10 protein-coding genes and 1 pseudogene are annotated in these 11,471 nt (G+C 52.9%); 4 read left to right on the top strand and 7 right to left on the bottom strand.

What is annotated here, in order from left to right:
• The 5 genes from tsf to ACEW8P_RS02420 form a co-directional block, all read right to left on the bottom strand.
• A partial coding sequence (gene tsf, locus ACEW8P_RS02440) for a translation elongation factor Ts (protein WP_373511523.1) occupies positions 1 to 318 on the bottom strand: 318 nt, incomplete at its 3' end.
• A 169-nt stretch (positions 319 to 487) separates the two neighbouring features.
• Positions 488 to 1,420 carry a 30S ribosomal protein S2 gene (gene rpsB, locus ACEW8P_RS02435; protein ID WP_373511522.1) on the bottom strand — a complete coding sequence of 311 codons (933 nt, stop codon included), beginning with the start codon at positions 1,418 to 1,420 and terminating at the stop codon, positions 488 to 490.
• Positions 1,421 to 1,583: 163 nt separating this feature from the next.
• On the bottom strand, positions 1,584 to 1,970 hold the full coding sequence (gene rpsI / locus ACEW8P_RS02430) for a 30S ribosomal protein S9 (protein ID WP_373511521.1): 387 nt from the start codon (positions 1,968 to 1,970) through the stop codon (positions 1,584 to 1,586).
• Between the two features lie 11 nt (positions 1,971 to 1,981).
• Positions 1,982 to 2,431 carry a 50S ribosomal protein L13 gene (gene rplM / locus ACEW8P_RS02425; RefSeq protein WP_373511520.1) on the bottom strand — a complete coding sequence of 150 codons (450 nt, stop codon included), beginning with the start codon at positions 2,429 to 2,431 and terminating at the stop codon, positions 1,982 to 1,984.
• A 150-nt stretch (positions 2,432 to 2,581) separates the two neighbouring features.
• Positions 2,582 to 3,943 carry an MATE family efflux transporter gene (locus ACEW8P_RS02420; protein WP_373511519.1) on the bottom strand — a complete coding sequence of 454 codons (1,362 nt, stop codon included), beginning with the start codon at positions 3,941 to 3,943 and terminating at the stop codon, positions 2,582 to 2,584.
• Between the two features lie 137 nt (positions 3,944 to 4,080).
• On the opposite strand from ACEW8P_RS02420, the gene ACEW8P_RS02415 reads away from it, so the two are divergent.
• The 3 genes from ACEW8P_RS02415 (at position 4,081) to ACEW8P_RS02405 (ending at position 6,896) form a co-directional block, all read left to right on the top strand.
• Positions 4,081 to 4,809 (top strand): DUF4290 domain-containing protein, encoded by a 729-nt coding sequence (locus tag ACEW8P_RS02415; RefSeq protein ID WP_373511518.1) that lies wholly within the window; start codon positions 4,081 to 4,083, stop codon positions 4,807 to 4,809.
• Between the two features lie 108 nt (positions 4,810 to 4,917).
• A complete protein-coding gene (gene murA, locus ACEW8P_RS02410; protein WP_373511517.1) occupies positions 4,918 to 6,225 on the top strand; it encodes a UDP-N-acetylglucosamine 1-carboxyvinyltransferase in 1,308 nt (435 codons plus the stop codon).
• An 11-nt stretch (positions 6,226 to 6,236) separates the two neighbouring features.
• Positions 6,237 to 6,896, top strand: coding sequence for a DUF3267 domain-containing protein (locus tag ACEW8P_RS02405; RefSeq protein ID WP_373511516.1), 660 nt, complete (start codon positions 6,237 to 6,239; stop codon positions 6,894 to 6,896).
• A 22-nt stretch (positions 6,897 to 6,918) separates the two neighbouring features.
• On the opposite strand, the gene ACEW8P_RS02400 is transcribed toward ACEW8P_RS02405, so the two are convergent.
• Positions 6,919 to 10,104 (bottom strand): glycosyl hydrolase, encoded by a 3,186-nt coding sequence (locus ACEW8P_RS02400; RefSeq protein ID WP_373511515.1) that lies wholly within the window; start codon positions 10,102 to 10,104, stop codon positions 6,919 to 6,921.
• A gap of 152 nt (positions 10,105 to 10,256) precedes the next feature.
• On the opposite strand from ACEW8P_RS02400, the gene ACEW8P_RS02395 reads away from it, so the two are divergent.
• The gene (locus ACEW8P_RS02395; RefSeq protein ID WP_373511514.1) at positions 10,257 to 10,880 is read left to right on the top strand and encodes a Uma2 family endonuclease; all 624 of its coding nucleotides are present in this window, start codon (positions 10,257 to 10,259) and stop codon (positions 10,878 to 10,880) included.
• A gap of 13 nt (positions 10,881 to 10,893) precedes the next feature.
• On the opposite strand, the pseudogene ACEW8P_RS02390 reads toward ACEW8P_RS02395, so the two are convergent.
• Positions 10,894 to 11,471, bottom strand: a pseudogene (locus ACEW8P_RS02390) (hypothetical protein); the annotation flags it as partial.

Genomic DNA, 11,471 nt, shown 5'->3' with positions numbered 1-11,471 from the left:
AGCGTCCATCTCTACCGCCTTATCCAAAATGGATTGTGCCAGATTTTTAAAATCCTCCACGTTAGAAACGGGTTCGGTTTCGCAGGCAAGAGCCAGGATTTTGCCCGTCTTGCCGTCGTCACTAATGTGAACGAGTACCGCTCCTTCGGAGGTCGCGTTGTCAGCCCGCTTGGCGGCTACTTTTTGTCCCTGTTTGCGCAGAATATCTACTGCTTTGTCAAAATCTCCGTCCGCTTCGGTAAGGGCTTTCTTACAGTCCATCATTCCGGCACCAGTCATCTGGCGGAGTTTGTTTACGTCTTGCGCAGTTATTGCCATAATTGGTTTGTTCTATTGTTGATTATTTTTTTGAAAATTTTGGGCAAGGATTCATTTCCGCACATCATCCCTATTTTAATAAAGTAGCCCATAGCGGGAAGGCTACGGGCTACTCATCTATATCCAGATAATTAGGTCTGAACCTTATTGCATTGGTGTCATTAGCAGCTTACTCCTTGTCGCCTTTTTCGGCGGCCACGGGAGCGGCTTCGGCGGCTGGCGTTTCGGCGACAGCGGGCGCCTCAGTAGCCTCGGCAGCGGGTGCTTCTTCAGCCGAAGCTTCGGCAGCGACTTCCTTAGCCTGCTTGGCTTCTTCGCGTGCCTGCTTTTTAGCAGCTTCGGCCTCGCTGCGCAGATCACTCTGACGCTTCGCTTCCTCTTCCTCGGCCAAGCGCTGATCTTCCTTGTCTTGCTTGCGCTCCATCAAACCTTCCTCGATAGCCTTGCCAATGGCGAGGGTTAACAAAGAAATGGATTTGTAGGCATCGTCGTTGCCAGGAACGGGAAAATCGACCAGATCGGGATTAGAGTTGGTATCGCAGATGGCGAATACCGGAATGTTCAACCGACGGGCTTCGGAAATGGCGATGTGCTCACGCTTCACGTCCACGACGAAAAGAGCCGATGGCAAACGCGTAAGGTCGGCGATTCCGCCCAATACGCGAGTAAGTTTTTCCTGCTCACGGGTCAGCATCAGGCGCTCACGCTTAGCGATGTTTTTGACCATCTCCTCGTCACCTAAAGTCTTCTCCAACGTCTGCATTTTCTTGATCGACTTGCGGATCGTACCGAAGTTGGTCAACATGCCACCCAGCCAGCGGTCGGTCACGTAAGGCATTTTCAGGCGTTTAGCCTCTTCCGTTACGATTTCCTGCGCCTGCTTCTTGGTAGCTACAAACATGATCTTTTTGCCGGAGCGAACGATCTGCTTCAAGGCGGCCTCAGCTTGCTCGAGGCTGTTCAAGGTCTTATTAAGATCCACGATGTGAATCCCGTTTTTCTCCATAAAAATGTACGGAGCCATGCGGGGATCCCACTTGCGGGTCAAGTGACCAAAATGTACACCCGCGTTTAGCAGGTCTTTATATTCTATCTGTGCCATTTAATTTTTGATAAAATGAATTGAAAAAACAACTACGCAGCACAGCACACCGGACACGATAAGTGCTGCCTGGACTTGAATGAGACGTTGGACGCTGGATATTAGATTTTGAATGCCGAGGTCAGTAATCCAACATCCAGCGTCCAAAATCCAATGTCTACGATTATCGCTTAGAGAACTGGAACTTCCGGCGGGCTTTGCGGCGACCGTACTTCTTACGCTCAACCATGCGAGGGTCACGCGTCAGGAAGCCTTCCTTCTTCAAAGGCGGACGGTTTTCGGCGTTAGCCTCGACGAGGGCGCGGGCGATGGCCATGCGCGTCGCTTCGGCTTGTCCCGTGATACCGCCACCACGAACGTTCACCTTCAGATCGTATGTGCCATTAGCCTCCAGCGTCGTAAACGGCTGCTGAAGCACGATTTGGTGTACTTCAAAAGGAAAATACTCCTTATAGTCGCGGCCGTTTACCTTAATTTCACCCTTGCCGGGCTTCATATAGATACGCGCCACGGCGGTCTTTCTGCGACCAATTGTGTTGATAACTTCCATGCGGGATTGTCTTACAAGTTGAATTTAACTTCTTTGGGCTGCGCTCCGGCGTGGGGATGCTCGGCGGCGGCATAAACGTACAGGTTGGTGAACAACCGACGACCCAAGGGGCCTTTGGGCAACATGCCCCGTACGGCTTTCTCAATCAGGCGCTCGGGATACTTAGCCAAAATCTCACGCGGCGTCTGGAAACGCTGACCGCCGGGATAGCCCGTGTGGCGCATGTAAATCTTGTCGGTCATTTTCTTCCCGGTCATTTTAACTTTTTCGGCGTTGATAACAATAACGTTATCACCACAGTCAACATGCGGCGTGAAGTTGGGCTTGTGCTTACCCCGGATGATTTTGGCGATTTCGCTGGCCAAACGGCCCAGCACCACATCCTTGGCATCCACCACGATCCACTCCTTGCTGACAGTGTTTTTGTTCGCCGAGATTGTTTTGTAGCTTAACGTATCCACGATTAACAAAAGGATTTATAAATTGATTATCAGGATTTTAAACACTAAAATACCTGTCCCACCTGAAAATGGGAGTGCAAATATATGGCTTAACCTTTTGAATAGCAAGGTAGCGGAAGAAATTATATACTGAACATTTTTTGCTTGCTCTCACACCGCGACTTCCTGTACCTCGATCTCCTCCAACCGCACTCTCGGTAGTTTATTATAAAATCGATAGGTCAGCAACACCGCCGACACCGTTAACCCGGCTAGTAGTCCAAGCCATACGCCCGGCGCGCCCAGGCCCAGGGGAAAAGCCAAAACGTAACTCAGCGGCAGCGCCACTACCCAATAGGCGATAAGCGTCAAAAGCGTAGGAATGTTCACGTCAGCGATGCCGCGCAGCACACCCAGACCCACGACCTGAACACCGTCGGACAGTTGAAAGAATCCGGCGATAACGATCAGCGTGGCGGCGATGCGCGTTACCTCGGCATTGTCGCGAATGTAAAGACTCACCAACCACTCGTTGGTGGTCAGGAAGAGGATGCAGCACAGACCCATAAATATAATGGAGAGCATAAACGCCGCCGTACCCGCCCGTTGCACCGCCGGGCGATTGTTCCTACCCACGGCCATGCCCACCCGGATGCTGCCCGCCGCGCCGATACCCGTGGCCATCATATAAGTAGTAGATGCCATATTGATGGCGATTTGGTGCGCGGCCAGCTGCGCCTCTCCCAGCCAACCTACCATGATAACGGCTAGCGAAAAGGCGGCGATTTCAAAGAAAAATTGAAAGCCACCCGGCAAACCCAGCCGCAAAATTTTCCGCACTAGCGGCGCGATCAATACGGCCCGAGTTTTTTCCAGATAGGGAACAAAAAACTTGTCTCTCTTTACATAAATCCAGATCGCTAACGCCATGTAGCAGCGAGCCAGTAAAGTACCTAGTGCGGCACCATTCAGTCCTATCGTACTGATCAAAAAATAGTTGAGAACTACGTTTAATAACAAAGCTGACAGCGTGATGGACATCGTGACTTTTGGCCGGGAAAGACCGTCACACAACTGCCGGATGGCAATGAACAGCAACAAAGGCGCGTTCGAGACCGTTAGGATAAGCACGAAGGGTCGGGCCATTTGCGTAACATCGTCGGTCTGGCCGAAAATCTGGAACTGCCAGGCCGCCAGTACGCAAATCACACCCAGCACCAGGCTCAATAACCACGCTACCCGAATGCCCGCGCGGTACAGCCGATTAACCTCGCCGGTATTCTTCTTGCCCACGGCCTGTGAGATCAGTGCCGATACGATACTGAGTCCACCCACGCCGATGCTGCTGACCAGAAAAGTTACGGAAGTTGCGATTCCGGCAGCCCCCAGCGGCACTGCGCCCAGAATCCGCCCGATCATCAGGTTGTCGGTTACGCCCATCAACACAACGCCCAGTTGCGCAATGACGATAGGAATGCTGAGACGAAGCGTCTCGCGCATATCGCTCCGGTAAAGACGGGCCAACGGGTACATTTCAGCGGGGAATCATATCGTAAAAAAGTCTGCAAAGGTAGCGATTGCCCGCCGGACGACGGCGCGGACTAAGGTGTCAGGGAAATTTTCTAATAAAATCTTCTTAATTTTGTCAACTACAATCAATCCCAAATCTTTTGAAAGAATACGGCAGTAACGTCGAAAAGCTCGCGGAACACATCGTGCAGATGGAAGATCCTGCGAAGCGTACGCTTTACGCGCACATCCTGGTAGAACTGATGCGTCAGATTCACCCCGGTATGCGCGACAACCAGGACTATTACAATAAACTCTGGGACGACCTCTTCATCATTTCTGGTTTCGAGCTGGAAGTGGACGGCCCCTTTCCCCCGCCTTCAAAGGAGGCGCTCGGCAAGCAACCGCAGCCCGTCAGCTACAACCAGCACAAGCTCAACTACCACCACTATGGCAAGAATATTGAGCTATTGGTGGAGCGCGCCATCGAAACCGAGGACGCCGATGACCGCTTGGCGTTCGTTTCGTACCTCTACCGCTTGATGCGTTCGTTTTATAACGCCTGGAACCGCGACAATCCCGAAGACGTAATCTTGCTCGATCACCTGATGGAATTGTCGGAAAATAAGCTGAAGCCCGAAGTGGACTATATCCGCGAACACGGCCCGGTGGAAGCCTCGCCCAAAGACCGCAATAGCAACGCCGAGAAGAGCCGGGGCAACACGCTAACGGGCTACAAGGCGCAGGTCAGCACCACCAGCGAAAAAGTCAACAACGCCAATTACAATAACGACCGTGCCAAGAACACCAGTCATGCCGTGACCAACACTGGCAAAAGCAACCGCCGGAATAAAAACTCCAATCGTAATAATCGAAATCGTAGAAAATGAGTTGAGGGTTGAGAATGGATAGTTGAGAGTTGACAGTGACTTGATTTTGCTGCGCAACTTATCACGCGGCCACTCTCAACTCTCCATTCTCAACTCTCCACTAAATAAATGTCTTCATTCAAAATAACTGGTGGTCGCCAGCTTAAGGGCGACTTACAACCACAGGGAGCCAAAAACGAAGCGTTGCAGATTCTGTGCGCCGTGCTGCTCACCGCCGAACCCGTTACTATCCATAACATTCCGTCCATCCGCGATGTCAATCAACTGATTGATTTGTTGGGTGATCTGGGTGTTAGGAAAAAAGTACTAAGCGATTCCTCGATCCGTTTCGAGGCGGGCGATGTCAATACTGACTACATGGAGTCGGAATCCTTCAAGCAGAAAGCCGCCGCCCTGCGCGGATCGGTGATGCTACTGGGGCCGATGCTGGCGCGTTTCCGCAAGGGCCGCATTCCACGACCCGGTGGCGACAAGATCGGTCGCCGCCGCCTGGATACGCACTTTATTGGCTTCGAGAAACTGGGGGCAGAATTCAGCTACACTCAGGAAGATGGCGGTTTCTACCGCGTGGACGCCAAGAACTTGAAAGGCACCTATATGTTGCTGGACGAGGCATCCGTCACCGGGACAGCCAACTTACTCATGGCAGCCGTGATGGCCGAAGGCACCACGACAATTTATAATGCCGCCTGCGAGCCCTATTTGCAGCAGCTCTGTAAAATGCTAAACCGCATGGGAGCCAAAATCTCGGGCGTCGGCTCCAACTTACTCACCATCGAAGGCGTGGAGGAACTCCACGGCACAGAGCACACGATGCTGCCCGATATGATCGAAATCGGTAGTTTCATCGGCCTGGCCGCCATGACTCAATCCGAAATCACGATTAAAAACTGCCAAGTACCCATGTTGGGCGTCATTCCTGATGTTTTTAAGCGGTTAGGCATTGATCTGGAAATCCGGGGCGATGACATTTACGTTCCTGCTCAAGAACACTATCGCATCGAAAGCTACCTCGACGGCTCTACGCTCACCGTGGCCGATGCCCCTTGGCCTGGCTTCACGCCCGACCTGCTCAGCATCGTACTGGTTACGGCCATTCAGGCGCAAGGAACGGTACTTATTCATCAGAAAATGTTCGAAAGTCGCCTGTTTTTTGTGGATAAGTTGATCGAAATGGGTGCCCAAATTATCCTCTGCGACCCGCACCGCGCTACGGTCATTGGCCTCAATCGTGAAACTCAGTTGCGCGGTATCCGCATGACCTCGCCCGACATCCGCGCCGGGGTCGCGCTACTCATCGCTGCCCTTTCGGGACGCGGCGTCAGCATCATCGACAACATTGAGCAGATTGACCGCGGCTACCAGAATATCGACACCCGATTGAATGCGATTGGGGCGGAGATTATTCGGCTGTAAGTACTTAGAAAATGACTCGTCCTAACGTAGATACGCTTCGTAACTCCGGCGAATACCAGCTCGTCGAATCGTTTGCAATCGACGAGATGACGCAGTTCCTGGCGCGCGAGGCCGGGCTACAAGCTGATAACTCCGGGAAACTTGCTAAAAACAAAGCAGGTTTTTGGTTTCTGATGCTGGGAATGGGATTGTTTGGCGGTGCGATTGGCTGGTTGATTGGTGCTGCTTTCAAGGATTCCGTTGACCAACAGTGGCTAGGCGCGGGTTGGCAACTCGGTTTGGGCGTACTGGCTTTTTTTGTGATCGTCCTCCCGCTGCACGAAATGATTCACGCCATTTTCTTCAAGTTCCTCGGCGCACCCAAAGTAGGTTTCGGTTATTCGGCCAAGGGACTGATGGTGTACGCCTACTCCCAAAAATTTGTGATGCAACTACGAGAAAATGCCCTCGTGGCGGCGATGCCCTTCTTGCTAATTACCTCATTGCTTGTCGCCCTATTGGTGTTTGTGCCGCAACTTCAATTTGTCTGGCTGATCATTTTGATATTTCACACCCTGGGCTGCATGGGCGATTTCATCCTGATCAAACACGCTTGGACAAACCGCCGCAAGAATATGCTCACCTACGATGATTTGGAGGAGAAGAGGACTTATTTTTTTGTGAAAAGCTAAGGCCAAAACCTGCCTGCACATTTTACTTTCCTCCTGCCTGAATATAAACTGCTGGCAACCGCCGAGCCTCGTAGTCGGCGTTGAACTTCGCCACATCTTCCTTCACAATTCTCTGCATCGTCGTTTTGTGGATGTTCCACTCGGCAAGTAGTTCCGCCAAACGCTTTTGTACCCCCTCAGTCGGGCGCGGGTCGTGGTTATTTGCGCGGCCCCGTAGATCCAGTAAGCCTGCGTTCAGGCGGTTGGGAAAGTTGATAACGTCCTGAAAAGTTTGCTGCCTGGGCGTGATGAGGTCGTCCTCCCAGGTTGTGATTTTCTTGATTAAATCTTTACCCGAAGTCTGCCATGTCTTCATCGTCGTGTCGCTTTTCCAGGTAGTTTGCAGGGCCTCGATCTGCATCTTGGCGTTGCGCATGGTGTTCACAGCTTCGTGGATTTCGCGCACGGCATTCTCGGTTTTGGTCAGAATCTCTTGTTGCGCTTCATAGTCGGCCGCTGTGGCGTCCAGGCGCGGGTCGGGCAGAATAGTGGCCGTCGTCGTAGAGGTATCTTTGTCGGTGACGAGCTTGAGTGTGTAAGTACCCGGCCCAACTAAACTACCCCGGTAGTCGCCGTTGACGAAAACCTTCTCCACGCCCGGCAAGGCTTCGCGGCGCAGATCCCAGGCCAGGCGGTTGAGACCTTTTTTGCTGGGCAAAGCCACTCGCGGCGCGGGGCCACCTTCGTATTTTTTGTAGGTTTTGTCTTTTTGGTTGGTAAAAGAGCGAATCACTTTGCCCGCCGCATTCATCACGTCGAGCGTCACAGTAGCACTATCCAGGTTTTCTGGCAAAAAATAGCTGATCGACACGCCCGAAGCCGGGTTTTGCCCGTAGCCGGGGACAGGTTCGGGCGGCGTGCGCCCATCCAGCCGGATAGCCTTGGCGGGCGCTACGAGCCGCGCCTTTTCCTCTGTATCGAAGGGTTTTCCTGCCTGCTGGTACGGACTCAGGTCGTCCAAAACCCAGAAGGCCCGGCCCGAGGTAGCGGCGATGAGGTCGTTGTCGCGGATAAAGAGGTCATTGATTGGCGTCACGGGTAGGTTCAGCTGAAGCGGCGTCCAGTTGTCGCCGCCATCGTAGGAAAGGTACATGCCCAGTTCAGTGCCGCCGTAAAGCAGGCCCTTACGCACCGGGTCTTCCCGCACCGTGCGCACGTAGCTTTCCGGCGCGACGCCCTGCACGATTTTCTTCCAGGATTTGCCATAATCTTTCGTCACAAAAGCGTAGGAAGCAAAGTCGTTGAAGCGGTACTTGGTCGCCACCACGTAGGCCGTCGCCGGGTCGTGTGGGGAAACCTCGATGCAGTTGATGAGGCACTCGCCCAGGTCGGGTGGCGTGATGTTTTGCCAGGATTTGCCGTCGTCCTGCGTGACGTGGACCAGCCCGCAATCGCTGCCCGAGTACAGCACACCGTAGCGGTGCGGAGAGGCGGCGAGGTAGGCCAGCGTATTGTAGTTTTCACCACCCGCCCCTTCGTTGGTGAAGGGCGCACCTCCCGCTACCTGCTTGGTCGTGTCGTTGCGGGTGAGGTCGGGGCTAATAACGTCCCAGCTTTGGCCCTCGTTTTTTGTCCTCAAAACTACGTTTGCCCCATGGTAGATTACTTTCGGATTCTGCGGTGAAGCCACAATCGGCGAATTCCAATTGAAGCGATACTTCATATCTTTTGGAAGTTCGGCCAGACCGATCGTCGGGTAAGCCATGATGTCTTTTTCCTCGCCCGTTTTTTTGTTTAAAACCGAAATATTCCCCTGATACGAACCGCCGTAAACCAGGTCGGGCTTATCGGGGTCGAAGGCCACAAAGGCGCTTTCGCCGCCCGGCCCGGCCGACCAGTCTTTCCAGCCCACGCCCATGCCGCTAGTGCGGTTGGCAATCATAACGGAGGAATTGTCCTGTTGCCCGCCGTACACCCAATAGGGGAACTGGCGGTCGGCGATGACGCGGTAAAACTGCGCCGTGGGCTGGTTTTCCTGCGTACTCCACGACTCGCCGCCATTGAAGGTGACGTTGGCCCCGCCGTCGTTGGAGTTGATCATGTTCAGCGGGTTGCGGGGGTTGATCCACAGCGAGTGATTGTCGCCGTGGGGCGTTTTGACGGGTTTGAAGGTCTGGCCGCCGTCGCTGGATTTCAATACTGGGGCATTGATGCAATAGACGATGTCAGCGTTCTGCGGGTCGGCCTCGATCTCGATATAGTACCAGGCGCGGGCCACCGTCACGCGGGCGTTGGTAGTTTGGGTCCAGGTTTTACCCGCGTCGTCGGAGCGGTAGATACCGCCTTTTTCGCCCTCGGCTTCGATGTTGGCATAAACGCGTTCAGGATCAGCGGGCGACACCGATACGGCGACTTTACCCATTTCCTTGGGTAGTCCTTTTGTCACTTTGTTCCAGGTATCGCCACCGTCGGTGGACTTGTAAAGGGCTGAACCCTTGCCACCGCTCACTACCTGCCACGGCAGGCGGCGGTGATCCCACATCCCGGCGTACAGGATGCGCGGGTTGGTGGCATCCATGCTTAGGTCAGCGCAGCCCGTGTTTTCGTCCACGTACAGGATTTTGTCCCAGCTTTTACCGCCATCTGCCGAGCGATAAATCCCGCGTTCCTCGGTGGCCCCGTAAGCTGCACCCTGCACAGCGACATAAACTAATTCAGGATTTTTGGGATGAATGCGCACCGCCGCAATGTGCCGCGACGCGGGCAGGCCGAGGTGCTTCCAGGTTTTACCCGCGTCGGTAGATTTGTAGACGCCGTCACCGTGGGAAGTCATCACGCCCCGTATAGGATGCTCGCCCATGCCGACGTAAACTACGTTGGGATCGGAAGCCGCCACGGCAATGGCCCCGACCGAAGAGGTTTTCAGCTGCCCGTCGGTGATGTTTTTCCAGGTGATGCCCGCATCTTCAGTTTTCCAGACGCCACCGCCTACGCCGCCCATGTAGTACAGCATGGGATTGCCCGGCACACCCACGGAAGCCACGCTACGCCCGCCCCGGAACGGGCCAATGTTCCGCCATTTCATGCCAAGGTACAGGCTGTCAATCGGAGTGGGCTGCGCCGTGACGACAGGTAGGTCGAGATTTTTGTCCTTCTTTTTTCTTTGGGCGAAAGCGGTAGTGAGGAGGAGGAAGAAGGCGATGAGGGTGAAGGCGCAGCGTTTTTGCATGGGTTGGGGCTTGGGTTTTGTTGAAGAAGGGCAAGTTAAAGGTTTTGGAAGAAAAATTTAAGGGGAAAATTGGCTTTCAAACCTTATTATTCAGCAACGGGCCAGAGGCCCGTACCACATTTTCGCTATATTTGGTAAAAATCGACAAGCTTATGATTTCTACCGATCATCTCAAGGCACCTATTCTTGAACAGCTGAAGCAGCAGGAATTGGTTCGTGTACCAGCTTCGGAAGAGGAGTTTTTTGCCTTGTCCGCCCAGCTTCCTTTTAAAATCGAATACCACGAAAGCGAAATTGTTACTATGGGACTAGCATCGTATTGGCACGAAGTGTTGATAATGACCTTAGGGGGGATTTTTTACAACCTGTTTTCCGGCAGAAAGGAGTTTACTGTTTCGGGCAGCAACACGGGTGTCAAAATTCCAAAATTCGAAGGTGGCTATTATCTGCCAGACGTGGTAGTTATGAAAGGCGAACCCGAATTCAAGCCCGGCTCGACGGCGATTATTCTCAACCCTTACATTGTCGTAGAGGTTTTGTCACCTGCAACAAGTGATTTCGACATTTCGGACAAACTACCCGACTATAAGCGCATTGATAGTCTACAGCAAGTCATCTTCGTGAGCCAGAAGAATATGACCGTGTCAAGCTATACCCGTTCGGAGCAGCCGGGCGTGTGGTTAAACCAGGATTTTTTTGAGGACGACGAGCTTATGGTAGAGAATATGCCTGTTTCCATAAAAGATATTTACGACAAGGTGCAGTTCGCGAAGTGAGGGCCGACGGCCTTCAAAGATTCGTTTCCCTGTCCTTCAAGAACCCCGCCATGTACAAGTCAAAGCCGCCTTTGCCGCCGGGGCGGTTGGAGGAAAAAATGCCTAGATGGTAGTTGTAGCCGCGTATCATCTGCTGGGGAACGATGGGTCGGTATTCGTCGTACTTCGTGTTGATGCGGTTTCCCAAGTTGACGGGTTCACGCCATTTTGTGCCGTCCAGTAGTGAATAATAGATGTCAAAACCGCCTTCCCCGCCGGGACGATTGGAAGTAAAGTACATCACTTGACTTCCCCATCCTCCGATAAAATAGGGACATTTGTCGTCGTAGGGTGTAGACAATTGGGTATTCTTCAATATGGTCTGCGGCTTTTCGGAAAGCAATGTTTCGAGCAGTTTCTCAGGCTGGGCAGGTAACTTCACTTCAAAAATATCGAAATCTCCGTCCCGGTTCGAACAAAAATACAGTTGCGAAAAGTCGGAATTAAACGTCGGGTAAGCGTCGTCTTTGGGGGTATTGAGCCATTTCACCTCAAAAGGGCCTTCCACGACCTCTTCGTCGTTGAAGTTATGGACGAACTTGATTTGTAAAT

The organism is Persicitalea sp., assembly GCF_041751555.1.
Classification (GTDB): domain Bacteria; phylum Bacteroidota; class Bacteroidia; order Cytophagales; family Spirosomataceae; genus Persicitalea.
This window is presented reverse-complemented; position numbering and strand designations above follow the sequence as displayed.

Coding starts and splice junctions, on each gene's coding strand:
- rpsB (WP_373511522.1), bottom strand. CDS start 1,420: ATGGCACAGATAGAATATAAAGACCTGCTAAACGCGGGTGTACATTTT.
- rpsI (WP_373511521.1), bottom strand. CDS start 1,970: ATGGAAGTTATCAACACAATTGGTCGCAGAAAGACCGCCGTGGCGCGT.
- ACEW8P_RS02420 (WP_373511519.1), bottom strand. CDS start 3,943: ATGTACCCGTTGGCCCGTCTTTACCGGAGCGATATGCGCGAGACGCTT.
- murA (WP_373511517.1), top strand. CDS start 4,918: ATGTCTTCATTCAAAATAACTGGTGGTCGCCAGCTTAAGGGCGACTTA.
- ACEW8P_RS02405 (WP_373511516.1), top strand. CDS start 6,237: ATGACTCGTCCTAACGTAGATACGCTTCGTAACTCCGGCGAATACCAG.
- ACEW8P_RS02400 (WP_373511515.1), bottom strand. CDS start 10,104: ATGCAAAAACGCTGCGCCTTCACCCTCATCGCCTTCTTCCTCCTCCTC.
- ACEW8P_RS02395 (WP_373511514.1), top strand. CDS start 10,257: ATGATTTCTACCGATCATCTCAAGGCACCTATTCTTGAACAGCTGAAG.